This is a genomic window from Aureimonas jatrophae (assembly GCF_900104035.1).
GTDB classification, from domain to species: domain Bacteria; phylum Pseudomonadota; class Alphaproteobacteria; order Rhizobiales; family Rhizobiaceae; genus Aureimonas; species Aureimonas jatrophae.
Genome location: NZ_FNIT01000003.1, coordinates 35,659 through 59,648, shown reverse-complemented (window position 1 = coordinate 59,648; position 23,990 = coordinate 35,659). Strand labels below are relative to the sequence as shown.

Here is a 23,990-nt window from a genome sequence, read left to right as displayed (position 1 = left end):
CGACCTCAACGAGCTTCCATGCGCAAGGTGCGGTCGACGATCCGCGAGAAGGCCTGAAGCCGCGCTTCCGGCCGCTCGCCGATAAGACCCGCGAGTTCGCGCGGAACCGCAAGCGTGAACCCGCCGCGCGGATCCTGCAGCCAGCGCAGGCGACCAAGGACGCCGGGCATGGCGGCCGTCAGAAGGTACGTCACCCGGAAGAGCGATGCGAGGACGCGGGCCAGATGAAGCGATCGCGTGTCGACCGCCTGGCCGAGGACGTTGAGCGCCACCGGATCGAACTCGCCTTCGTAGCGGTAGTAGTTGGCAAGCCCGAGATAGGCGCGGCCGGCGTGATCAACGGCCGGGAAGTTCGCGTTGACGATGATCGACATGCTTTGGCGCCCGCGATAGTCCGGGTGCGCGCGCCACGAGATGTCGGTGAGAAGACAGGCGGCGCGGCGCAGGCGCGCCTCGTCCAGGGTCTCGGCGATACCGAGTGCCGCGAAGGTCCGGTTGGTCCATTCCACGAGTTCTTCGTTGTGGCGCGGCGAGCGCGAGCGCAGGACCGAGAGTTCGTGCGCGGCCTCGATCAGTGGGTCCTTGGCCTTGTCCTCGTCCGACAGGCGGGAATGCAGATAACCCTCCCGCACGCCGTAGGCAGACAGGACGATCTCGGACGGCTTGAGGTGCTGAACGACCGCCTGCATCGCCACGGCACCAAAGGCGAGGAGCTGGCGACGCGAGCGCGATACGGCGGCGATGCCCGGCAGCTTCTCGGGGTCGCTTTTGACGACCGCGCCGAGAAAGTCGGCGGCATCGGCCGCCTTCACCGTATAGCCGTGCATGACGTGCAGCGGATACCCCGTCTGCTCCATGTGCAGGCGGAAGAGGTTGCGCCACGTTCCACCGACCGCGAAGAAGGGACGGCCGGCAGCGAGCGGACCGAACCCGGAGGCGACGACGTGACTGTCGGCGATGGCACGGGCCTTGGCGGGATCGTTACCCGATAGATCCTGCAGTCGAAGGCCGCCGAGCGGCATGGTGATGCCCTGCCCGATCGCGCCGTTGCTGATTTCGACGATCTCCAGGCTACCGCCGCCCAAATCCCCCGCGAAGCCGCTCGGGGCGTGAAAGCCGGCCATCACGCCTTCTGCCGCGAAGCGCGCCTCGTCGGCACCGGAGAGAATGGTGATCGGGCAACCGATCGCCGCTTCGGCGGCGCGGATGAAGTCGGGTCCGTTGGTTGCCTCGCGCGCGGCGGCGGTCGCGATCGGATGGACCTCGCCGACACCCGATTGCCGACACAGGGCGCGAAACCGCGTCAACGCGCCGATCGCGCTGGCGACGGCCTTGTCGTCGAGCCGGTTGGTCTGGGCCAAGCCGCGACCGAGGCCGCTCAACACCTTCTCGTTGAAGAGGATCGTCGGGGCCCGGCTGTTGCCCTCGTAGATGACGAGGCGCACCGAGTTGGAGCCGATGTCCACGACCGCGACCGGAACCCGGTCGCGGATGCGCCCCTGTGCGTCGGCGTCAATCGAAGCGGGAATGCTCGGCACGCTGTCGGGCGATGAGCTTGGGTGCATTCGATTTCAGGGCCTTCCCTCGTCCCGAGAGGCTCGGGTTGGTCATGAAGTAGCGCTGCGCGTTGAAGGGCATCTCCCCTTCCGAGGGCGTGATGCGACGCGAGGTGCCGTCCGACAGCACCGACCAGCTTTGCTGATTGTCGAGAATGTTGGCGAGCATGATCTGCGAAAGCACCTGACTGTGAACCGTCGGGGTCGTGATGGGCACCAGCGTCTCGACCCGGCGGTCGAGGTTTCGCGGCATCATGTCGGCCGAGCCCATGTAGACGAGAGCCTTTTCCGAAGGCAACCCGTGGCCGGCGCCGAAGCAGAAGATCCGGCTGTGCTCGAGGAAGCGCCCGATGATCGACTTGACGCGAATGTTGTCCGACAAGCCGGGTACGCGCGGCTTGAGACAACAGATGCCGCGCACGACAAGGTCGATCTCGACGCCCGCCTGACTCGCCCGGTACAGCGCGTCGATGATCTCGGCATCGACCAGCGAGTTCATCTTCATCCAGATCTGGCCCGGCCGGCCCGCCTTCTCGTGCGCGATCTCCTCCTCGATGTGCTGGAGAATGCGCCGACGCAGCGTCAGCGGCGAGACCGCGAGCTTGCGCAGCGTCGAAGGCTCGGCATATCCGGTGATGTAGTTGAAGATGATGGAGACATCGTGCGCGATGTCGGGATCGGCTGTGAAGTAGCTGAGGTCCGTATAGATCTTCGCCGTGATCGGGTGGTAGTTGCCCGTGCCCAGGTGAACGAAGGAGACGAGCTTGCCCTCCTCGCGCCGGACCACGAGGCTCATCTTGGAATGGGTCTTCTTCTCGATGAAGCCGAAGACGACCTGCACGCCGGCGCGCTCGAGGTCGCGCGCCCACTTGATGTTCGCTTCCTCGTCGAAGCGAGCCTTCAACTCCACCAGCGCCGTCACCGACTTTCCGGCTTCGGCGGCATCCACGAGCGCGCGCACGATCGGCGAGTCGTTCGAGGTCCGGTAGAGCGTCTGCTTGATCGCCACGACATTGGGGTCGAGAGCGGCCTGGCGCAGGAACTGCACCACGACGTCGAAGCTCTCGTAGGGATGGTGTATGACGATGTCCTTCTCGCGGATCGCCGCGAAGCAGTCGCCATTGTGTTCGCGGATCCGCTCCGGGAAGCGCGGGATATAGGACGAGAACTTGAGATCGTCGCGGGGTACACGCACGATCTGAGATACCGAGTCGAGCGCGAGCATTCCGTCCATGACCGACACGCGGTTTTCGGAGACGTTGAGCTCGCCCGCCACGAAGTTACGCAGACCCTCGGGCATCACGTGATCGAACTCGATGCGGATCACGCGCCCACGCCGGCGGCGCTTGAGCGCCGTCTCGAAGAGGCGAACGAGATCCTCCGCCTCCTCCTCGACCTCGATATCCGAGTCGCGAATGATGCGGAACGTTCCCTGGCCGCGCACACGATAGCCTGGAAACAGTCGCGAGATGAACAGCGCGACGACGCTCTCCAGCGGCACGAAGCGCGCCTGCCCCGACTCGCTGACGGGCATCTCTATGAAGCGTTGCAGCGCGGTGGGCAGGCGCAGAAGCGCATTCATGCGCTGCGAGTCGCGTTCTCGCTCCAGCGCGAAGGCCATCGAGAAACCGAGGTTCGGAATGAACGGAAACGGATGGGCCGGGTCCACCGAAAGTGGCGTCAGGACCGGAAAGATCGCGTCGTCGAAATGCTTCTCGAGCCAGGCGCGATCGTCCTTCTTCAGTTCGCCCGCCCCGACGATCAGGATGTTCTCGGCCTTGAGCGCCTTCACAAGCTCGGCGAGCGACGCCTGCTGAGCGATCTGTAGCGCTTCCACCTCGGCCAGAATGAGGTTCAGCTGCTCCTGCGGAAGAAGGCCGTCGTCGGATCGGATCTCGAGCTTTGCGCGCACCTGCCCGGCCAGGCCCGCCACTCGGACCATGAAGAATTCGTCCAGATTGCCGGCCGAGATCGACAGGAAGCGCACGCGCTCCAGAAGCGGATGAGCGGTGTTCTCGGATTCCTCGAGAACGCGCCGGTTGAACTGCAGCCACGAGATCTCGCGGTTCACGTAGCGGTCCGGCGGAAGGTCGGACGCGGCCGGCGGCGCGACCTCCGCGGCCGGCGATGCCGGAACGGCGCCGATCGCCTCCATCAAAGGCTGGTCGAGATCGGGCATGGCCTCCGGCAGATCGATCCGAACCGCCTGTTCGCCATCATGCGCTATGGTCGCGGGAACGTCGGCCACCGGCACCTCGACATTCCGGCGACGGCTCGCGGAGCGGGCGGGCTTCTTCTCTTCGCTGACGGTCTCGCTCACGGTTGAATCGCCTCCTGTCGGTCTTGGTCGCGCGGGACTAGACGACGGACGCGATCCTTTCATGACGGTGGCGCGGTTTCCACCGACATCTCGTCGAGAACGCGCTTCAGGAGCGGGCGCGACAGCCTTTCCCGCGCGGCAAGCGTCGCCAGATCGAGCCGGCGTACGAGCTCTGCGGCACCATCCAAGGAGCGATCCATGCGGCGCAACGCAAAGTCGAGGAGGCGCGGATCGAGCTCGAGCTGGCGATCCGCCGCCAGCTTCATGAGGACGCCCACGAGCAGATCGTCGTCGGGCGCGGCCATCTCGAGAACCGTCGCCGCGCGAAGGCGCGAGAGGAGGTCGGGCGTGCGCAGCGTGAGCGCGGCAGGCCGCACGCGCGAGGTCAGCATGACGAAGCCGTTGCCGAGACGAGCCGCGTTCACGAGCGCGAAGAGGTCCTCCTCGGCGTAGTCGCCGCGATCGACGTCTTCGATCACGACCGCGAAGGGCGGCTCGGGCAGCGTGTCGCCCGGCATGAACACCGCCGCACCAGACTGGTCCTGCCAGGCGCAGGCGAGATGCGTCTTGCCGGAGCCCTTCGGCCCCACCACGACGACGACGGGATGAGGCCATTCAGGCCAGGCGTCGACAGCGCCGACCGCGAAGGCATTGGCCTCCGAGACCACGAGGTCGTCGCGGGCCAGCGACGGGTGGGAGCCGAGATCGAGCGGCAGCTGCTGGGCGCGGGCTTGGGTCAATCGCGTCGGGGCCCCGGATCGAGCTGGTTGCGCAGGGCGGTCTCGGACCGCTCGCTTTCCAGCGCCCGTCCGGCCGGGGTCACCTCGAGAGGTCGCCCGTAGTACATTTCGCTACCCATATATTGATGAATTGCAAACCTTACGAGGACACCCACAGCTGCGGCGGCCGGTACGGCGATCAGCAGGCCGACGAAGCCGAAGATGGCACCAAAGGCGAACAGCGCGAACATCAACCAGACCGGATGCAGCCCGACCGAGGCACCCACGAGCTTCGGCTGAAGGATGTTTCCCTCCACGAACTGTCCGGTGAAGAACACGCCGAGAGTGGCGGCGACCCAGATCCAGTCGGGCGCGAACTGAACGAGCGCGACGCCCAGCGCAATCACAAGGCCGACCGCCGAACCGACATAGGGAATGAACGAGATGACGCCGGCAAAGAAGCCGATCAGCAATCCGAAGTTCAGGCCGACCAACGTCAAACCGACCGCGTAGTACGTGCCGAGGATGAGGCAGACCGATCCCTGCCCCCGGACGAATCCCGCGACGGACCGGTCGATGTCACGCGCCAGACGGCGTACGGTCGTGACGTACTGGCGCGGGACCATGGCGTCGACCGACGCGATCATGCGGTCCCAGTCGAGCAGGAGATAGAAGGCGACGACCGGCGTGACCACGAAGAGCGAAACGAAGTTCACGAGCGCGAGGCTCGAGGTCCAGAGCGAGGCGACAAGACCGGTCACGAAGCCGGACAGCTGACGCACCACGGCCTGAAAATCCTGTTGGAGGGTTTGCTCGCTTCCCTCCACGAACCGGGACAGCGGACCGTTCCGCAGATCGACCGCCAGTTCCTGCAAACGCCCGAGATACTGCGGCAGGCGCTCCACGAAGCTGGCGATCTGCCCGCTGATGACCGGCACCAGGATCAGAAGAACGAGAACGAACACCACGATGAACGTGACGAGGATCGCGATGCTGGCCAGCAGCCGGGACAGGCCTCGACGCTCCAGCCAATCGGCGATCGGGTCGAGAAAGTAGGCCATCACCATGCCCAGCACGAAGGGCAACAGGATGCCACGGAAGATCCAGAGGAAGACGACGAACAAACCGGCCGACAGGCTCCAGAACAGGATCTGGCGCTGGAGCAGTCGGCTGCGGTCTCGGCTCATCATGCGGGTGCTCCAACCGCGACGCCGCCCGACGGTCGGACGCAGGCGTTGCAGGCTGGGAGATAGGCAGGGGCGCGGATGAGCGTCAAGCACAGGCGGGGATAAGGCTTGCGAGGCGCAAGCGATCATGCGAACTCGCGCGTCACCTACGAACCGCGGCGGAGCCGACATGAGCGCTAGCGACACCAACGGCCTCACCTATGCCGACGCGGGCGTCGACATCGACGCCGGCAACGAACTGGTCCGTCGCATCAAGCCGCTCGTCCGCTCGACACGACGCGCGGGCGCCGACGGCGAAATCGGCGGCTTCGGCGGCTTGTTCGATCTGAAGGCGGCTGGTTTTCAGGATCCGGTCCTCGTGGCCGCCAACGACGGCGTCGGCACGAAGCTGCGCGTCGCCATCGACGCGGGTCGACATGACACGATCGGCATTGATCTCGTCGCCATGTGCGTCAACGATCTCGTCGTCCAGGGCGCGGAGCCGCTCTTCTTTCTCGACTACTTCGCGACCGGCAAGCTCGACCCCGCCGAGGGTGAGGCGATCGTCTCGGGCATTGCGGAAGGATGCCGGCAGGCCGGCTGCGCCCTGATCGGCGGCGAGACGGCCGAGATGCCGGGCCTTTACGCAAACCGCGACTACGACCTCGCCGGCTTCGCGGTCGGCGCCGCCGAGCGCGGCGGCCTCCTCCCGTCGGACGACATCGCGGCCGGCGACGTCCTGCTCGGTCTTGCGTCGTCGGGCCTCCATTCCAACGGCTACTCCCTGGTGCGCCGCATCGTGGAATCCAGCCGCGCATCGCTCGACGGGCTGGCTCCGTTCGATGCCGACGGAACGCTGGGCCAGGTTCTCCTCACCCCGACCAGGATCTACGTCCGCTCTCTGCTTCGCGCGATCCGCGAGGGCGCGGGCATCAAGGCCCTCGCCCATATCACCGGTGGTGGCTTCACCGAGAACATTCCGCGCGTTCTGCCGGAGGCGCTGCGCGCCGACATCGATCTTCCCGCCGTGCCCGTCCCTCCGGTGTTCGGTTGGCTCGCGGGCCAGGGCGGAGTGGCGGAGCGCGAGATGCTGCGGACCTTCAACTGCGGTATCGGCATGGTCGTCGTCGTCAGCGAAGCGAACGCCGCAACCCTCGCGGCACTTCTCGCCGAAGAGGGTGAGCGGGTCGTCCCGCTCGGTCGCCTCTTGCTGCGCGAGGGCGAAGCCGCGGTCACATTCAACGGTTCGCTCGCACTGTGAGCGGTCGCAAGCGTGTCGCGGTCCTGATCTCGGGACGCGGCTCCAACATGCAGGCGCTGATCGAGGCGGCGGTGGACCCGTCCTACCCCGCCGAAATCGTCGCCGTCCTGTCGAACCGCCCGGACGCAGGCGGTCTCGCGACTGCGGCCGCGCAGGGGATCGGGACCGCTGCGGTCGACCATCGCGGGTTCGCCTCGCGTGAGGCGCATGAGGAGGCTCTGGTCGCAGCGATCGAGCGCTTCCGGCCCGACATCGTCTGCCTTGCCGGCTACATGCGTCTCCTGACCGCCGACTTCACGGATCGCTACGCGGGACGGATGATCAACATTCACCCCTCGCTTCTGCCCCTCTTCCCCGGCCTGCATACGCATGAGCGGGCGCTGGACGCGGGAATGCGGGTGCATGGCTGCACCGTCCACTTTGTTACCGCCGGCATGGACGAGGGACCGATCATCGCGCAGGCCGCGATTGCGATCGAGGCCGGCGACACGCCGGACCAGCTGGCGACGCGACTGCTCGCCGCGGAACATCGTCTTTATCCCCACGCGCTCGCGCTGGTCGCGACCGGTGCAGTGCGCTGGGTCGAGGGACGCGCCGTGCTTGCGGAGGTCGGCGGCGTGAATGCGGCGGCGCCCACGATCCTCGTCTCGCCGTCCCGGCCTTAGGGCTTTCAGACCGGGCGGAGCCAGACCCGGTTGTCGTGGAAGGCCGCGCCGCCGAACGGGGCGGTGGGGTCCGCACCGGTCAGGACGTTGATCCCCTCACCATTCTCGAAGGCGTCGTTCGGCCACAGCCCCTCGTGGACGAGAACGCCCGGCTTCATGCCGTCGTCGATCCGCAACGGTAGAACGACATCGCCACGCGCGTTGCCGACGCGCACGCGCTGGTCGGCTGCGAGGCCGAGCCGTGCCGCATCTTCCGGGTGGATGCGCAACTCGGGCCGTCCCTCTCGCTGACGCGATCCTTTGGTTTCCGCAAAGCTCGAGTTCAGGAATTGACGAGCGGGCGGCGTCGCAAGCCGGAAGGGATGGGTCTCGTCGGCATCCTCGATCAGTGCGGCATGGTCGGGAAAGCTCGATAGATCCGCCACCGGGCCGAGCAGGCCCATCGAGAGCGGTGGCCGGTTGGGCGCCGCCATGCCGATCCAGTCGGCCTGGAAGCGGAAGCGACCGTCGCGCGTACCGAAACCATCGAGGTAATGCGCCTCCGCGAACGGCGGCTGACGATCCTCCCAGCGCTCGCGCTCCAGCGCCTCGAGCAAGCGATAGCCCGATCGCTTCAGCATGTCGTCGATCAGTTCGCGCTCGCTCAGGCCGAAGCCCGGCCGATCGGCGACGCCCAGCCGCTTGGCCAGCTCCTCGACCACGAAATGATTGGTGCGAACGGTCTCGGGATGGTCGATGACCTTGGGTCCGAACAGGACATGGCTCTGCCCGCCGCCCCGGTAGATGTCGTCGTATTCCATCGATGTCGCAGCCGGCAGAACGAGGTCGGCGAGCTTTGCCGTATCCGTCATGAACTGCTCGTGGACGCAGACGAAGAGATCATCGCGCATCAACCCCTGCCGCACGAGGCGCTGCTCGGGCGCGACGTTGGCAGGGTTCGTGTTCTGGACGAGCATGGCGGAAACAGGCGGACCGCCCGCCAGCGCCTCTCGATCTCCCGTCAGAACCGCGCCGATGCGCGACTGGTCGAGGTGGCGAATCGCCGGGTCGCGGAAGCTGTGACCCTCGATCAGGCTCTTGTCGAAGCCCCAGATGCCGGAATTCGAGTGGAAGGCGCCGCCGCCCTCGTACTGCCAATGGCCGAAGACGGTCGGAACGCTCAGCGCCGCGTGCATCGCCACTGCGCCGTTGCGCTGGCGCGAGAAGCCGTAGCCGAGACGGAAATAGCTGCGCGGCGTCCGGCCCAGCAGCGCCGCCAAACCCTCGATCTCACCGACAGTCAGGCCGGTGATCGATGCCGCCCAAGCCGGGTCGCGAGAGGCGAGATGCGCCTCGAGGCCTGCCGCGTCGTCGGCGAAGCGAGCGAGATAGGCGCGGTCGGCGGTGTTGTCGCGAAAGGCGACGTGCATCAGCGCGCAGGCTAGTGCGCCGTCCGTGCCCGGTCGCAGCTTCAACGCCATGTCGGCCTGATGCATCGTCGGGTTGTCGTAGATATCGATCACGACGATCGGCGCACCGCGCTCCTTTCGGGCGCGCACGGCATGGGTCATGACGTTGACCTGGGTCGCGACCGCATTGGTGCCCCAGATCACCACGCAGTCGGAGACGGCCATCTCCCGCGGATCGACCCCGGCGAGCTTGCCCGTGCCCGCGACGAAGCCTGTCCAAGCGAGGTTCGTGCAGATCGAGTCGAACTGGTTGGAGTAGCGTTTGGCGTGTCGCAGGCGATGGATGCCGTCGCGCTGCACGAGACCCATCGTTCCGGCATAGTAGTAGGGCCAGACCGCTTCGGAGCCATGCCGCGCCTCGGCCTGCACGAAGCGCTCCGCCACGAGGTCCAGCGCGTCGTCCCAGGTGACCGGTCTCCAGGCGCCCTCGCCCTTTGCGCCGACGCGCTGAAGCGGTTGCAGGAGACGATCGGGGTGGTGGACCCGCTCGGCGTACCGCGCCACCTTCGCGCAGATGACGCCGGCGGTGTAGCTGTTCTCTTCGGCGCCGCGCACCCGCCCGATACGGGAGGGACCGAGCACCTCGACCTCCAGCGCGCAGGTCGAGGGGCAATCGTGCGGGCAGGCCGTGAAAGCCTTGGCAGGGGCGATCTGGTTCATGGCTCCGCTATAGCGAAACCGCGCACCAAGGGCTCATTCATTTTGACGATGCGAGCCATCACACGGCCGGGTGAACGCTTGCCGATCACCCGGCCGTTGAGTGTCGGTCAGGCCGCTTGCCCGTAGCGTGTCTTGTCCTCGGGCGAGAGCGCGGGATAGTCCGTGTAGCCGTGCTCGTCGCCGCCGTAGAACGTGTCCTTGTCCCACTCGTTCAGCGGGGCACCCAGCTGCAGGCGGACGGGCAGATCGGGATTCGAGATGAAGAGCTTTCCGAAGCAGACGAGGTCGATCTCGCCGTCGTTGAGGCGCTTCAGCGCGAGCTCGTAGTCATACTCGTTGTTGCCCATGTAGGTGCCGCCGAAGCGAGACCGCAGCGCGTGGTAGTCGAAGTTGTCCTTATCGCGATCGCCGCCGGTCTGCCCCTCGATCACGTGCATGTAGACGACGCCTCGCTTGGCGATCTCCTCGACATAGGCGTTGAACAGCCCCTGCTGATCGCTTTCCGACGAGCCGCCCATCACCGTGACCGGTGAGATGCGAATTCCGACGTGACCGGCATCCCATTCGCTAACGACGGCGTCCAGCACCTCCAGCGGAAAGCGCATGCGATTCTCGATCGATCCGCCGTAGCGGTCGGTGCGCTTGTTGGTGCCGTCGCGCAGGAACTGGTCCAGGAGGTAGCCGTTCGCCGAATGGACCTCGACGCCGTCGAAGCCGGCAGCACGGGCGTTGCGGGTGGCGCGACGATAGTCCTCGACGACCCGTGGAAGCTCGCTTTCCTCCAGCGCGCGTGGCTCGACATGCTCCTTGAAGCCGTCTTCCGTGAAGGCGTTGCCCGACGGCTTCACCGCGGACGGAGCGACCGGCAGACCGCCGTTCGGCTGCAGATCCGGATGGGAGATGCGGCCGACGTGCCAGAGCTGCAGGAAGATCTTGCCGCCCTCCGCGTGCACGGCGTCGGTGACCCGCTTCCAGGCCGCCACCTGCTCATCCGTGTAGATGCCGGGCGTCCAGGCATAGCCGCGCCCCTCGACCGAAATGTTGGTTGCCTCCGAGATGATGAGGCCAGCGCCGGCGCGCTGGCGGTAGTAGGTGACGTGCATGTCCTTGGGCACGCCATCCGAGGTGGCGCGCGAGCGCGTCAGGGGCGCCATGACGGTGCGGTTGGAAAGACGGGTCGGACCCAGGTCGAACGGTTCGAAGAGCTTCGAGTCGGCCATCTGTCGGCGTTTCCTTCGTAATCCTACTGCGCGGCGACGCGGGAGACGTCGCTCGCGACACGAGACGCGGGATATGGGAAGGGGTTCCGGTTCCCAAAGGGGACAGGACCATTGAACGCTGCGTCGACCAATGAGCGACGTGGGAAGGAAGCAACCCGTGAACTACCGCCACGCCTTTCATGCCGGCAACTTTGCGGATGTCGTGAAGCACGCCCTGCTGGCGCGCCTCGTCGAATATCTGAAGCTCAAGCCGAAGGCCTTTCGCATCCTCGACACGCACGCCGGCATCGGTCGCTACGACCTGGCGGGAGACGAGTCGAACCGCACCGGCGAGCGGCGAAGCGGCATCGATCGGGTTGTCGACTCATCGGTCTGGGACGACCCGCTCCTGCGCCCCTACCGGCTGGCGGTCGAAGCCGTACGCGAACGCCACGGCGCCGACAGCTATCCGGGCTCGCCCCTGGTCGCGCGCGCCCTCATGCGGCCGCAGGATCGCTTGTCGGCGTATGAGCTCCACCCCACCGATGCGGAAATGCTGCACGACGAGTTCGCAGGAGACCACCAGGTGCGGGTCATCCATCTCGACGGCTGGCTTGCGCTCGGCGCGCATCTCCCGCCGAAGGAGAAGCGCGGCATCGTCCTGATCGACCCGCCCTTCGAGGAGGTCGGCGAGCATGAGCGGATCGTTGAACGGGTCGTCGCCGCCGCCAAGCGCTGGCCGGGCGGCACCTATGCCGTGTGGTACCCGATCAAGCAGCGCGAGCGGCGTCACGCCCTCCTGTCGGGCTTCCGGGATAGCGGCCTGCGTAACATTGCGACCGCGGAGTTGCTGCGCGAACCGGTCGGAGCCGACGAACGCCTCGTCGGAACCGGTTTCCTGGTCGTGAACCCGCCATGGACCTTCGTGCCGGAAGCGGAGCGCCTCCTGAACCTGCTGCGACCATTGCTTGAAACTGACCGCTCGGGATCGACGAGCGTCGAAATGCTGGTTCCCGAGTGACGCGAGTGCGATATGTTGTCGAAAAAGAGGCAGCGGCGAGGACGTGATCGCCGACGCCTTCGAACCGAAGGGTTTTCCATGCGCCGCAGCCTCGCCGCCCTCCTTGCCCTGTCCTCGTTGCTGGGCAGCGTCAGCATCGCTCCTGCCGCCGATTACGCCTCGGCGCCCGCGCCGGCCGTCGTCTACACGGCGCTGGTGCCCTCGTGCGAGGACCCGCGAGTCCTGGCGCAGGTCGAGGATCAGTTCGAGTACGGCGTGCAGCGCACCGTTCCGGCTCAGCTCGCGGTGGTCGAGTTCAGCGAACTCTATGAGAAGAGCTACCAGCCGCGCACCGAGCGCAAGGAGATCGAGCGTCGCTACTGCCAGGGCACGGCACTGGTCTCATCCGGCGAGCGCCGGACGCTCTACTACGTCGTCGAGTATCCGATGGGCTTCGCCGGTGTCAGCTGGCGCGCCGAGGGCTGCATCCTGGGCTTCGACCCGTGGCGTGTGTACGGCGCGAACTGCGAATCGCTGCGCCGGTTCTGAGGTCCGGATGCGTCTTCTCGGCACCCGCCCCTCACCCTTCACATCCAAGGTCCGTATGGCCGCGGTCATCTGCGGCTTCGAACTCGACCTCGTCCCGACCGACACCGCGGAGGAAGGCGCGACGCTGGTCGGCACCAATCCGATCGGCAAAATTCCGGCCCTGGTTCTGGACGACGGCTCCTCGCTCTACGACAGCCGCGTGATCTGCGAGTGGCTCGACCGCTCGAGCGGCAATCTTCTGATCCCCCAGATCCTCGCGGAATGGTCGCAGGCGAAGCGCATCGAAGCGCTGGCGGACGGCATGACCGAGGCCGCCATGCTGACGCTCTACGAGGTGCGCTATCGTCCGGAGGACAAACGGCACCAGCCCTGGGTCGACAAGCAGTGGCGCCGTGCTCATCGTTCGCTGGATGCGCTGGAGCACGAGGTGCGGTCGCTGGGCGAGACGCCCAATCTGGCTCACATCGCCGTAGCGTCGGATTTGGGCTGGCTGGACCTGCGCTTCTCGAACGAGCTACGCGACCGGCATGCGTCTTTGGCACGCTGGATGGATCACTTCTTCGCCGCGCATCCGGAACTGGCCGCCCATCGTCCGGCGGCCTGACCTTAGTGCTTCTTTGCTCGCCCTCAAAACTTGAGGGCGAGACCCGCGCGAATGGAATGCTCGTCGAATCCGGACGAGACCGAAACGTTGCCGAGATCGTAGGTCTTGGAGTCGAAGTCGGAATAGCGATATTCGACGCGCGAGGTCACGCCGTCGGCGACCTGCGCCTCAATGCCGGCTCCGAGCGTGTAGCCCACGTGAGTGTTGTCGTCCTCGAAGCCGCCGAGGCTGATCTGCTGGTTCGACACCGCAACGCCGCCGGTCGCGAACAAAAGGATCGGATCCATCGCAAGGCCAACGCGGGCACGCAGTGATCCGAAGGCCGTCGAGTTGGCCGAGATTGGCACTCCCGTGGCGTAGCTGAAACCTCTGGCATCGACATCCGATGCGCCCGCATCGATCTCGGCGCCGTAAACAAGACGCTCCGTCTGGAGGTTGTAGCCGGCATAGACACCGCCCACGATACCTTCGCCGTCGACCGACGCACCGCCGGCCGCGTCAAAGTTGGCGAAATTGTAGCCCACGAAGCCGCCCGCGTAGGGACCCGACCACGTGTAGACGTCGGACGCACTCGGAGCGGACAGGTCCGGCACCACGGCGTCGGCAGCAAGGGCCTGCGACAACGCCACCGGCGCCAGAACCGTTGCAACCAACATGACGCGCCGAATGCTCATCGGACCCTCGGTTCGGGGGCACAGCCTGATGGCGAGATGCCCATTCGTGTCGCGAACGTCCGGTTCGACCCGCGGTTCCCGCAGCCCTTGTACCCAATGGCCTATGGGCGTCGCGTCGTGTTCGCTTACCCGTCAACTAAGTCCGGCTGGCGCGATTTGCCAATGGCAGTGGGGTGACACTCACGGGATTCTTCCCATATGTGACCGACTGCCCCGGTGGGCCCGTCCGCCTTCATCGTGCCCCATTCGCCCCCGCTTTCGCAGCGGCATGAAGCATGAAGAAAGAATGAACGGCGTGGCGGTGTCCCTGGCCGAGGCTTGGCGTCTGCGCCGTCGGCCTCGCGGTCGTTCGGCACGGGCGCTCACACCCCGCATGCCCCGTCAGGACGAGATGACCGACGAAACCGCCATCGATTTCGAGGACGAGCCGGAGGACCTGGAAGGCGAGGACGTCGAAACGGCCTCCGAGCCCAGTCCCCTTCTGGCGGCGATCGAGTGGGACAGCGGCGGTCGCGCGGTCGACCAGACGCTGGTCGGCGCCGAACTGATCCATGCCTTCCAGCGTCAGTTGCCCAACAGCCCCGGCGTCTACCGGATGTTCGACGAGGCGAACGAGGTTCTCTACGTCGGTAAGGCGAAGTCGCTGAAGAAGCGCGTCGCGAGCTACACGCGCATGGCCGGGCACACGAACCGCATCGCGCGCATGATCCGCGCGACCCGGCATATGGAGTTCGTCACCACCCGCACGGAGACCGAGGCGCTTCTGCTCGAGGCGAACCTCATCAAGCGCCTGCGTCCGCGCTTCAACGTCCTGATGCGGGACGACAAGTCCTTTCCCTACATCCTCGTGTCGGACGACCACGAAGCGCCTGCCGTCTTCAAGCATCGGGGAGCGCGCTCGCGGAAAGGCAGCTATTTTGGCCCCTTCGCGTCGGGTGGCGCGGTCGGTCGCACGGTCGCCTCGCTTCAGCGCGCCTTTCTCCTGCGCACCTGCACCGACAGCGTCTACGAGACACGCACGCGCCCGTGCCTGCTCTACCAGATCAAGCGATGCTCGGGACCCTGCACGCGCGAGATCAGCCTGGAGGACTATGCCGGGCTCGTGTCGGACGCGAAGGCCTTCCTGTCCGGCAAGTCCGCACAGGTGAAGCGCACCATCGCCGAGGCGATGCAGGAAGCCTCGATGGATCTCGACTTCGAGCGCGCGGCCGTGTTTCGCGACCGCCTTTCGGCGCTGGCCCACATCCAGGGCCACCAGGGCATCAACCCGCACGGGGTCGAGGAGGCGGATGTCTTCGCGATCCATCAGGAGGGTGGGCTGACCTGCATCCAGGTCTTCTTCTTCCGCACCAACCAGAACTGGGGCAACCGCGCCTACTTCCCGAAGGCCGATCCCTCGCTGGAGCCGGGCGAGGTGCTCGGCGCGTTCCTGGCCCAGTTCTACGAGGACAAGCCGGCCGCGAGCCTCGTGCTCCTGCCCGTCGAGGTCGAGGATGCGGCCATCCTCGCCGAGCTTCTTTCGACGCGCGCCGAGCGCCGCGTCGAGATCGCGGTGCCCAAGCGCGGCGAGAAGCGCGACCTCGTCGACCACGCAACCTCCAACGCCCGCGAGGCCCTAGGACGCCGACTGGCCGAAACATCGTCTCAGGCTCGGCTGTTGGCGGGCCTCAAGGATACGTTCGCATTGGAACGGGTGCCGCGGCGCATCGAGGTCTTCGACAACTCGCACATCATGGGCACCGCAGCGGTGGGCGCGATGATCGTCGCCGGTCCGCAGGGTTTCGCGAAGAGCCAGTACCGGAAGTTCAACATCAAGGGTCAGGACATCACACCGGGCGACGACTTCGGCATGATGCGCGAGGTGATGACCCGGCGCTTCTCGCGCCTGATCAAGGAGGAAGGCGCGACCGGTCCCGCGCCCGAGCGACCGCCGGCCGACCCCGAAGCACCCGAGGAGGCCGCCGACGAGACCGAGATGCCCGCATGGCCGGACCTCGTCCTGGTGGACGGCGGCAAGGGCCAGATCTCGGCGGTACGGAAGATCCTCGATGACCTCGGCATCGCCGACAAGGTCACGACCATCGGCGTTGCCAAGGGCGTCGACCGAGACGCTGGGCGCGAGCGCTTCATCGTGCAGGGTCGCGAGCCCTTCTCGCTGCCGCCGCGCGATCCCGTGCTCTACTTCGTCCAGCGTCTGCGCGACGAGGCGCACCGCTTTGCGATCGGCACCCACCGGGCCAAGCGAAAGAAGGAACTGGTCAAGAACCCGCTTGACGAGATCGGCGGCATCGGTCCATCGCGCAAGCGGGCGCTGCTCCACCATTTCGGAACCGCGAAGGCCGTGTCGCGCGCCGCGATGGACGACCTTCTGAAGGTCGAAGGCATCTCGGCCGCCATGGCGCGCACGATCTACGATCATTTCCACGAGCGTCAGTAACGTCATTCCCCGTTTTCGGGCCCGCGAACCCGGCCGCGCTGTTGACGCGGGGCCGGCGGGCGCGTTTGAACAGCGGATCAACTGGCCGAACCGTTTCGCGGTCCGGTCGCCGGCCTTCTCATGAACCGGACCCACTGCATGGCCACCAAGCGGGCGCTGAACATCCCGAACCTTCTGACCTACGCGCGCATCGTGGCCGTGCCGCTGGTGGTCCTGTGCTTCTTTGTGGAGGGCAAGCTGCACGGTTCGGAGACGGCGCGTTGGTGGGCGCTCGGGCTGTTTGTCGTGGCGAGCGTGACGGACTGGCTCGACGGCTACCTCGCACGGGCCTGGCAACAGACCTCGACCATCGGGCGGATGCTCGACCCGATCGCCGACAAGCTGCTGGTGGCGGCGGTGCTTCTTCTCCTGGCCGCCGACGGCACGATCGCGGGTTGGTCGATCTGGGCTGCGATCGTGATCCTCTGCCGCGAGATCCTCGTGTCCGGCCTGCGAGAGTATCTGGCCGAACTCAAGGTCTCGGTTCCCGTCACCCGGCTCGCCAAGTGGAAGACGGCGACGCAGATGGTGGCGCTCAGCTTCCTGCTTGCCGGCCCGGCCGGAGATCGCGTCGTTTATCTCGTGACGGAGGTCGGCATCGCCCTCCTGTGGGTCGCGGCGCTGATCACGCTTTACACCGGCTACGATTACTTCCGAGCGGGGCTGCGCCATATCGGTGACTGAGGGCGCGTCTGGCCCGAACCGAACCGGAGGCGTGGCATGAAGATCGTTTATTTCGCCTGGATCCGCGAACGGATTGGCGTGGCGGAGGAGGAAGTCGTTCTTCCGGCTGGCGTCCTGACCGTGGGAGACCTCCTGCGCTACCTGAAGACGCAATCCGACAACCATGCCGCAGCGCTTCAGGCACCCGAGGTCGTTCGCGTCGCCATCGATCAGGAACATGTCGACCACGCCCAACCGCTGGAAGGCGCGAAGGAGATCGCGATCTTTCCGCCCATGACCGGCGGCTGACGTGGCGAAGTTCTCCGCAGCCGTTACCGGCAGCCGCATCGACATCGCCGAGGAGACGAGGCTTGCGACGCCCGCCGGCGAGGCTGGCGCGGTCGTGACCTTCCTCGGTTTCTGCCGTGACGAGGGCGGGCGCTTGGCCGAGTTGGAGCTTGAGCACTATCCTGGCATGGCGGAGCGCGAGATCGCGCGCATCCTGCAGGAGGCGACGGAGCGCTGGTCGTTGCTGTCAGCGCGCTGCCTGCACCGCTACGGGCGCGTTCGCCCTGGGGAGGAGATCGTGTTCCTGGCCTGCGCATCGACGCATCGCCAGGCCGCGTTCGAGGCGGCCGAGTTCGTCATGGACTTCCTGAAGACGCGGGCGCCCTTCTGGAAGCGGGAGCACCTGATCGACGGGACGGTCGGCGATTGGGTCACCGCGAAGGATACCGACGACCACTCGGCAAGCCGCTGGCACAAGCTGTAGAAACGAAAACGCCGGCCACGAGGACCGGCGTCGCATCTCAGTGAGAGATCGGCTTCAGCCGACGATCTCGGTCTCGGAGAACCAGTAGGCGATCTCCTGAGCGGCGGTCTCGGGTGCGTCCGAGCCGTGCACCGAGTTTTCGCCGATCGACAGGGCGTGGCTCTTGCGGATCGTGCCGTCGGCTGCCTGCGAAGGGTTGGTCGCGCCCATCAGCTCGCGGTTGCGCGAGATGGCGTTCTCGCCCTCCAGCACCTGGACGACGGTCGGACCGGCCGACATCGACTCGACGAGCTCGCCGAAGAACGGACGCTCCTTATGGACCGCATAGAAGCCCTCGGCCTCGCGACGGCTCATCCAGACGCGCTTGGAAGCGACGACGCGCAGGCCACCCTCCTCCAGCATCTTGGTGATCGCGCCGGTCAGGTTGCGACGGGTCGCGTCGGGCTTGATCATGGAAAAGGTGCGCTCGATGGCCATGGGCTCTGTTTCCTGGTTGGAATCGTTTGGGAAGCGGGGCCGCTCTATAGCGGCGCCCTGAAAGACCGGCAAGTTCAGGCGGCGGCCGGCGTGCGACGCCCCAGCGCATCGTAGAGATCGAGACACCGCTCGAACCATTCGTGGATCGGGTCGCCCGCCTCCGGCAGAACCGGATACCGGGTTGCCACGCGAGCCCATTGGAAACCACCGAACACGATATGATCGGCAAAGCGCGGCGTCTCGCCTCCCAGGAAGGGCTGGCGTTTCAGCGTGACGCGCAACGGCTCCAGCGTCCGCGCGAAGGCAGCCGCCGACTCCGGTGTGCGACCGGACTGGACCTCCTCGAGCGACTTTCCGAAAAGCGCCTCGCGTTTGGCACGGAACCAGGCCTGGCCCTCGCGGTCTTGCAAATCGTGAATATCGAGAACGGCGACCGACACGAGATAGGGATGCACGGCGCGCTGCATCCAGCTTTCCACGAAGCGCGTCAGCGCCCGTCCGCTCATTCCCTCGAACAGCATCGGACGGTCCGGATAGCGGTCGTCCAGGTACTCGGCGATCGCGAAGCTATCCTGCACCACGGTGTCGCCGTCGCGGACCAGCGGCACGGTACGGCCTCCACCCCCTTCCAGCGAAGCCACCTCCGGGAAGCGCACCGGCAGGACCTCCGGCTTCAACCCTTTATGAGCCAATGCCATCCGCGCCTTCCAGCAATGGGGCGAGAACGGGCGCGCCGGGTCGGCGCCGACGAGGTCGTAGAGCTGAATGGTCATGACCGGATCCTCCAGGCTGCGTGCCTCGCCATAGCGTCGCGCGGCTCGGCGGGCCAGTGCGCCCTCCTCTTTCCCCACTCGCGCAACCATGCGAAAAGCTGCCCATGCTTCAGATCACCGACCTTTCGGCCCGCGTCGCCGGACGCCTTCTGATCGACCATGCCACGCTCTCGATCCCGAGCGGCACGAAGGCCGGCCTCGTGGGCCGCAACGGGGCGGGAAAGTCGACCCTCTTCCGTGTGATCACCGGCGATCTCGGATCGGAAAGCGGAAGTGTCTCGATCCCGAAGGGAACGCGTATCGGACAGGTCGCCCAGGAGGCGCCCGGCACGGAGCAGTCGCTTCTGGAGGTCGTTCTGGCGGCCGACCTCGAACGCGTCGCGTTGCTAGAGGAGGCCGAAACCGCCAGGGATCCGGAGCGCATCTCCGAGATCCATCTGAGGCTGGCGGACATCGAGAGCCATTCGGCGGAGGCTCGTGCTGCCGCGATCCTCGATGGTCTCGGCTTCGACGCGCGGGCGCAGGCGCGTCCCGTGTCCTCGTTTTCCGGCGGCTGGCGGATGCGCGTCGCGCTCGCGGCCGTCCTGTTCTCGCGTCCCGATCTGCTGCTCTTGGACGAGCCGACGAACTACCTCGACCTCGAGGGCACGCTCTGGCTGGAGAACTTCGTCGCCCGCTATCCTTACACCGTCCTCATCATCAGCCACGACCGCGACGTCCTGAACAACGCCGTCAACGCGATCGTGCATCTGGATCAGAAGAAGCTTGTCTTCTATCGCGGCGACTACGACAGCTTCGAGCGGCAGCGTGCCGAGAAGCTCGAGTTGCTCCAGAAGGCGATCGTCAAGCAGGACGCCGCGCGCAAGCACATGGAAGCTTTCGTCGAGCGCTTCCGCGCCAAGGCGTCCAAGGCGCGGCAGGCCCAGTCGCGACTGAAGGCGCTGGAGCGCATGAAGCCGCTGCAGGCGATCGTCGAAGAACAGGTCACGCCCTTCGTCTTTCCGGAACCGGCCAAGGTCCTCGCCTCGCCCATCATCCGAATGGAGAACGTGGCGGTCGGTTACACGCCGGATCGCTCGATCCTGCGCGGCTTGAACCTGCGCATCGACGCCGACGACCGCATCGCGCTTCTCGGGGCCAACGGCAACGGCAAGTCGACCTTCGCCAAGCTTCTGGCCGAACGTCTCACGGCGCAAGCGGGACAGGTGACGCGCGCGCCCGGGCTTAAGATCGCGATGTTCGCGCAACACCAGATCGACGATTTGCGGCCCAACGAGACAGCGGTGCAGCATGTCCGACGGTTCATGCCTGACGCGCCGGAGGCCAAGGTGCGCGCGCGCGTGGCCCAGATGGGCCTGCCGACGCAGAAGATGGATACGGTAGCGGACTCATTGTCGGGCGGCGAGAAGGCCCGCCTTCTGATGGGACTGGCCACGATCGACTCGCCCAACGTCCTGATCCTCGATGAGCCGACCAACCACCTCGACATCGAAGCGCGCGAGAGCCTGGTCCACGCGTTGAACGACTATTCGGGTGCGGTGATCCTGATCAGCCACGATCGCCATATGGTCGAGGCGACGATGGATCGCCTGTGGATCGTCGGCGATGGGACGGTGTCGCGCTACGATGGCGACCTGGAGGACTACAAGAAACTGATCCTGTCCGGCGCGCGCGCCGGCGGCGGTAACCAGGGCGAGGCCGTGGAGGTGGTCGCCGCACCGATCGTCTCGAAACAGGATCAGCGCCGCCTCGCGGCCGAACGGCGCGAGACGCTCAAACCCCTGCGACAGAAGATCTCTGGCCTCGAGATCCAACTGACGCGTCTTCAGAAGACGATCTCCGAGCTGGATACGAAGCTGGCGGATCCCGCCCTCTACACGAAGGACACCTCCAAGGCCGCAGATCTCGCCAAGCAGAAAAGCAATGCCGAGCGCACCCTCGAAAAGGTCGAGGGCGAGTGGTTGGAGCTCACCACGGAGCATGACGCCGCCATGGCGGCGGAATAATCACATCCGCGTTATGTTGCGCGGGAGCGAAACGGCTTCTAGCGTCGTTTGAGAGGTGGCGGGTTCGATCCGCCGGGCCGGTCGGGAAGGATCCTCTCATGGCGCGTCAGCTTCTCGCGTCTCTGGCCTTGGCCTGTATGGCCAGTGCGGTCGTCCTCCCGTTGCACAAACAGGCCGAGGCCAGCGGGCCGCTCGTTTCGAACCAGCTGGGATATGCGAGCGTCAACGGGATCGAGCTGTTCTTCCGCATCTACGGGAGCGGCTCCCCGCTCCTGCTGATTCATGGCGGGTTGTCGGACTCCAGCGTGTGGCGCGACCAGATCGCGGCGCTGGCCGAGCATCATCAGGTGATCGTCGCCGATAGCCGCGGCCAGGGCCGCTCGACCCGGACGTCGGAGCCGATCACCTACGATCTGATGGCCGACGACTACCTGAAGCTTCTGGACACGCTTGGCATCCAGAAAGCGGCCTTGGTGGGATGGAGCGACGGCGGCATCATCGGCCTCGATATCGCGATCCATCACCCCGAACGCCTGACGCGCCTCTTCGTGCAGGCCGCCAACGCAACGCCGGACGGGGTCAAGCACTACGTGGCGCCGGAGAGCGTTCCGGAACTGCGCCACTACGACGACGTCGCAGACGAGATCCACGCGTTGTGGGCCAACGAGCCGAACTTCACGGCCGAGGACCTGGCGTCGATCACGGTCCCGACCGAGGTCGTGATCGGCGACCACGACGAGGCGATCAGCCGGAAGCACACGGAATACATGGCCGAAACGATTCCTGGTGCATCGCTGGTCATCCTGCCGGATGTCGGACACTCGGCACCGATCGAGGATCCGGAAGGCTATGCCACCGCCGTTCTCGACTTCATCGACCGGGACCTCAGCTGACCGTCATGCCCGCTTCGCCCAGCGCCGATCCTCGGTCTGCTGCCAGTAGGTAATGTCGTTGCCGGCGGCCTTCTCGGCTCGCCATCGCTCGCGAGCCAGCTGCAGCTGGTGATCGTCGTGGCCATCGAACAGGTACACGCCACGCTTCGCATCGCCCCAGCCGGCTTCGGGACTGGCGCCCTCCACCATGAATCGCACCTGGGGGTCGTTTGCCCGTTGCGCCGGGTCCGTGGTGAGGAGAACCGGCTGCAGCGTGGCGGCCGAAGCCGCCGCGTCGGTCGCATGGGGAAGGAAACTGTCCTCCCGGAAGGTCCATAGATGCTGGTCGAGCGCATCGCGGCGCTCGGTCGTCACGCACTGGACGACCGCCCGCCAACCGCGCGCGAGCGAGCGCTCGAGAAGGTCGGGCAGCGCCTCCTCGAGCCGGCTCTCGGTCAGATGGTAGAACAGAACCTCGGGCAAGCGGGTCAGCGCGTCTCGTAGTGCTCGCGGACAAGACGATCGAGCAGGCGAACGCCAAAGCCCGAAGCCCAGGACTGATTGTATTCGGTCGAGGGCGACCCCATGGCCGTGCCGGCCACATCGAGATGCGCCCAGGGCACGTCGTTGACGAAGCGCTGCAGGAACTGCGCCGCCGTGATCGAACCGCCGGCGCGACCGGCACCGATGTTCTTGATGTCGGCGAACTTGCCCTCGATCTGCTTGTCGTACTCCTTGCCGAGCGGCATGCGCCACACCTTCTCGCCGGTCGCGAGACCGGCGGCGAGGAGGCGGTCGGCCAACTCGTCGTTGTTGGAAAAGAGGCCGGCGTGATGGTTGCCGAGCGCGACGATGATCGCGCCCGTCAACGTCGCGAGGTTGATCATGAAGCGGGGCTTGTAGCGCTCCTGGGTGTACCAGAGCGCATCCGCCAGAACGAGACGGCCTTCGGCATCGGTGTTCAACACCTCGATCGTCGTGCCGGACATGGCGGTCACGATGTCGCCGGGCCGTTGGGCCTTCCCGTCGACGGCATTCTCGACGAGCCCGACGACGCCGACCGCGTTGATCTTCGCCTTGCGACCTGCGAGCGCCCGCATGAGACCGACCACGGCCGCCGAGCCGCCCATGTCGCCCTTCATGTCCTCCATGCCGGCGGCTGGCTTGATCGAGATGCCGCCCGTATCGAAGATCACGCCCTTGCCGACGAAGGCGAGCGGCGCCTCGTCGTTACCGGCACCGTTCCAGCGCATGATGCAGAGCCGCGGCGGCATGGGCGAGCCTTGCGCGACGCCGAGCAGCGCGTGCATCTTCAGCTCGCGCATCCGGTTCTCGTCGAGGATCTCGACCTCGAGGCCGGTATCGCGCAACCCGGCGATGCGCGACGCGTATTCGGTGGTGGTCAGGATATTGGCCGGTTCGTTGACGAGGTCACGGGCGAGCACGACGCCAGCCGACACCTCGCGGACCACGGCGAAGGCTTTTTCGGCAGCGTCCGGGTCGGCGGTCAGAAAGGTGATCGTCGCCTCGACGTCGCCGTTCTCCTCCTCCTCGCCCGGCTTGGCCTTGCGCGACTTGTATCGATCGAAGCGGTAGCTGCGCAGCAGGATACCGAGCCCGATATCGGCCAAGGCGGCCGGATCGATCGTCTCGGCCCAGACGGCGGCCGTCTCGACGCCCTTCAACTTGGCGGCGATCGTGCCACCGAGCTTCAGGCGATCCTCCTCGCCGGGCGTCCCCTCGGTCGTGGTTCCGATCAGGATGATCCGATCGAGTTCGGTACCCGACGGTGCGACGAACTCGGCCGCTGACAGGCTCTTGCCCTTGAACTTCGCCAGCCGGGACGCCTTCTCGAGACCACCACGCAGGTCGATCGGCAGCGCGCTCGGCAGTGTCTCGACGCTCTCCGTCAGGACGACAAGCACGCCACTCTGCGGCAGTTCGGGGCGCGCGAAGCGAAGGACGGGCGGCTGGGACATGTCGACTCCGATGTCATGGTGAGGCGGCGGCCACCGGAACGGAGGCGCCGATTCGAGCAAGCCCGACGCGACGTCGCCGGGCCCGCGACGCTGTCATTGTCGTGCCCCGCGCCGGCATTGCAAGAGTGGTGCCGCTGTTCAGAAAGCGCTA

Annotated in this window: 22 protein-coding genes; 11 read left to right on the top strand and 11 right to left on the bottom strand. The window is 66.2% G+C overall.

Annotation, left to right across the window (positions count from 1 at the left end; genetic code table 11):
* Window positions 1–5 precede the first annotated feature (5 nt).
* The 4 genes from BLQ76_RS07970 to BLQ76_RS07955 all read right to left on the bottom strand — a co-directional run bounded on the left by BLQ76_RS07970 (window position 6) and on the right by BLQ76_RS07955 (window position 5,785).
* A complete protein-coding gene (locus BLQ76_RS07970; protein WP_483073309.1) occupies window positions 6–1,538 on the bottom strand; it encodes a Ppx/GppA family phosphatase in 1,533 nt (510 codons plus the stop codon).
* The gene (locus tag BLQ76_RS07965; protein ID WP_425285153.1) at window positions 1,513–3,711 is read right to left on the bottom strand and encodes an RNA degradosome polyphosphate kinase; all 2,199 of its coding nucleotides are present in this window, start codon (window positions 3,709–3,711) and stop codon (window positions 1,513–1,515) included. Before BLQ76_RS07965 ends, BLQ76_RS07970 begins: the two co-directional genes overlap by 26 nt.
* 224 nt (window positions 3,712–3,935) lie before the next feature.
* Window positions 3,936–4,616, bottom strand: a complete 681-nt coding sequence (locus BLQ76_RS07960; protein ID WP_090671590.1) for an HdaA/DnaA family protein — start codon at window positions 4,614–4,616, stop codon at window positions 3,936–3,938.
* Complete coding sequence (locus BLQ76_RS07955; protein WP_425285145.1) at window positions 4,613–5,785, bottom strand: AI-2E family transporter; 1,173 nt, start codon at window positions 5,783–5,785, stop codon at window positions 4,613–4,615. Before BLQ76_RS07955 ends, BLQ76_RS07960 begins: the two co-directional genes overlap by 4 nt.
* A 166-nt stretch (window positions 5,786–5,951) precedes the next feature.
* Between BLQ76_RS07955 and purM the strand changes: the two genes are divergently transcribed.
* Together purM and purN are read left to right on the top strand one after the other, a co-directional pair.
* Entirely contained in the window at window positions 5,952–7,022 is a 1,071-nt protein-coding gene (gene purM / locus BLQ76_RS07950) for a phosphoribosylformylglycinamidine cyclo-ligase (protein ID WP_090671587.1), read from the top strand.
* Window positions 7,019–7,687, top strand: a complete 669-nt coding sequence (gene purN, locus BLQ76_RS07945; RefSeq protein ID WP_280140056.1) for a phosphoribosylglycinamide formyltransferase — start codon at window positions 7,019–7,021, stop codon at window positions 7,685–7,687. The genes purM and purN overlap by 4 nt, the downstream gene beginning before the upstream one ends.
* A gap of 5 nt (window positions 7,688–7,692) precedes the next feature.
* Here the strand turns inward: purN and BLQ76_RS07940 are convergent, their stop codons facing one another.
* Both BLQ76_RS07940 and BLQ76_RS07935 read right to left on the bottom strand, forming a co-directional pair.
* A complete protein-coding gene (locus BLQ76_RS07940; protein WP_090671584.1) occupies window positions 7,693–9,795 on the bottom strand; it encodes a molybdopterin-containing oxidoreductase family protein in 2,103 nt (700 codons plus the stop codon).
* A 107-nt stretch (window positions 9,796–9,902) separates the two neighbouring features.
* Window positions 9,903–11,015 carry an alkene reductase gene (locus BLQ76_RS07935; protein ID WP_090671581.1) on the bottom strand — a complete coding sequence of 371 codons (1,113 nt, stop codon included), beginning with the start codon at window positions 11,013–11,015 and terminating at the stop codon, window positions 9,903–9,905.
* 157 nt (window positions 11,016–11,172) lie between these two features.
* Here BLQ76_RS07935 and BLQ76_RS07930 point away from each other — a divergent pair, with 157 nt between their 5' ends.
* The 3 genes from BLQ76_RS07930 to BLQ76_RS07920 all read left to right on the top strand — a co-directional run bounded on the left by BLQ76_RS07930 (window position 11,173) and on the right by BLQ76_RS07920 (window position 13,147).
* Window positions 11,173–12,015 carry a 23S rRNA (adenine(2030)-N(6))-methyltransferase RlmJ gene (locus tag BLQ76_RS07930; protein ID WP_090671578.1) on the top strand — a complete coding sequence of 281 codons (843 nt, stop codon included), beginning with the start codon at window positions 11,173–11,175 and terminating at the stop codon, window positions 12,013–12,015.
* A gap of 78 nt (window positions 12,016–12,093) precedes the next feature.
* Window positions 12,094–12,543 (top strand): hypothetical protein, encoded by a 450-nt coding sequence (locus BLQ76_RS07925; RefSeq protein ID WP_090671576.1) that lies wholly within the window; start codon window positions 12,094–12,096, stop codon window positions 12,541–12,543.
* A 7-nt stretch (window positions 12,544–12,550) separates the two neighbouring features.
* Window positions 12,551–13,147: a glutathione S-transferase gene (locus BLQ76_RS07920; RefSeq protein WP_090671572.1), complete on the top strand. Its 597-nt coding sequence runs from the start codon at window positions 12,551–12,553 to the stop codon at window positions 13,145–13,147.
* Window positions 13,148–13,170: 23 nt separating this feature from the next.
* Here the strand turns inward: BLQ76_RS07920 and BLQ76_RS07915 are convergent, their stop codons facing one another.
* A complete protein-coding gene (locus BLQ76_RS07915) occupies window positions 13,171–13,821 on the bottom strand; it encodes an outer membrane protein (RefSeq protein WP_090671569.1) in 651 nt (216 codons plus the stop codon).
* A 373-nt stretch (window positions 13,822–14,194) separates the two neighbouring features.
* Here BLQ76_RS07915 and uvrC point away from each other — a divergent pair, with 373 nt between their 5' ends.
* The 4 genes from uvrC (at window position 14,195) to BLQ76_RS07895 (ending at window position 17,732) form a co-directional block, all read left to right on the top strand.
* Window positions 14,195–16,258: an excinuclease ABC subunit UvrC gene (gene uvrC, locus BLQ76_RS07910; protein ID WP_090672622.1), complete on the top strand. Its 2,064-nt coding sequence runs from the start codon at window positions 14,195–14,197 to the stop codon at window positions 16,256–16,258.
* A 138-nt stretch (window positions 16,259–16,396) separates the two neighbouring features.
* Window positions 16,397–16,981 carry a CDP-diacylglycerol--glycerol-3-phosphate 3-phosphatidyltransferase gene (gene pgsA, locus BLQ76_RS07905; protein ID WP_090671566.1) on the top strand — a complete coding sequence of 195 codons (585 nt, stop codon included), beginning with the start codon at window positions 16,397–16,399 and terminating at the stop codon, window positions 16,979–16,981.
* Window positions 16,982–17,017: 36 nt separating this feature from the next.
* Window positions 17,018–17,269, top strand: a complete 252-nt coding sequence (gene moaD / locus BLQ76_RS07900) for a molybdopterin converting factor subunit 1 (protein WP_090671563.1) — start codon at window positions 17,018–17,020, stop codon at window positions 17,267–17,269.
* A 1-nt stretch (window position 17,270) separates the two neighbouring features.
* On the top strand, window positions 17,271–17,732 hold the full coding sequence (locus BLQ76_RS07895; RefSeq protein ID WP_090671562.1) for a molybdenum cofactor biosynthesis protein MoaE: 462 nt from the start codon (window positions 17,271–17,273) through the stop codon (window positions 17,730–17,732).
* Between the two features lie 54 nt (window positions 17,733–17,786).
* Here BLQ76_RS07895 and ndk read toward each other — a convergent pair whose 3' ends face one another.
* Window positions 17,787–18,209, bottom strand: a complete 423-nt coding sequence (gene ndk, locus BLQ76_RS07890) for a nucleoside-diphosphate kinase (protein WP_090671559.1) — start codon at window positions 18,207–18,209, stop codon at window positions 17,787–17,789.
* A gap of 74 nt (window positions 18,210–18,283) precedes the next feature.
* Window positions 18,284–18,982: a glutathione S-transferase family protein gene (locus tag BLQ76_RS07885; RefSeq protein WP_090671556.1), complete on the bottom strand. Its 699-nt coding sequence runs from the start codon at window positions 18,980–18,982 to the stop codon at window positions 18,284–18,286.
* 104 nt (window positions 18,983–19,086) lie between these two features.
* On the opposite strand from BLQ76_RS07885, the gene BLQ76_RS07880 reads away from it, so the two are divergent.
* Window positions 19,087–20,988, top strand: a complete 1,902-nt coding sequence (locus tag BLQ76_RS07880; RefSeq protein ID WP_090671553.1) for an ABC-F family ATP-binding cassette domain-containing protein — start codon at window positions 19,087–19,089, stop codon at window positions 20,986–20,988.
* Between the two features lie 98 nt (window positions 20,989–21,086).
* On the top strand, window positions 21,087–21,881 hold the full coding sequence (locus BLQ76_RS07875) for an alpha/beta fold hydrolase (RefSeq protein WP_090671550.1): 795 nt from the start codon (window positions 21,087–21,089) through the stop codon (window positions 21,879–21,881).
* Between the two features lie 3 nt (window positions 21,882–21,884).
* Here BLQ76_RS07875 and BLQ76_RS07870 read toward each other — a convergent pair whose 3' ends face one another.
* Together BLQ76_RS07870 and BLQ76_RS07865 are read right to left on the bottom strand one after the other, a co-directional pair.
* The gene (locus BLQ76_RS07870; RefSeq protein ID WP_090671547.1) at window positions 21,885–22,343 is read right to left on the bottom strand and encodes a DNA polymerase III subunit chi; all 459 of its coding nucleotides are present in this window, start codon (window positions 22,341–22,343) and stop codon (window positions 21,885–21,887) included.
* A 5-nt stretch (window positions 22,344–22,348) separates the two neighbouring features.
* The gene (locus tag BLQ76_RS07865) at window positions 22,349–23,839 is read right to left on the bottom strand and encodes a leucyl aminopeptidase (RefSeq protein WP_090671544.1); all 1,491 of its coding nucleotides are present in this window, start codon (window positions 23,837–23,839) and stop codon (window positions 22,349–22,351) included.
* Window positions 23,840–23,990: the final 151 nt, after the last annotated feature.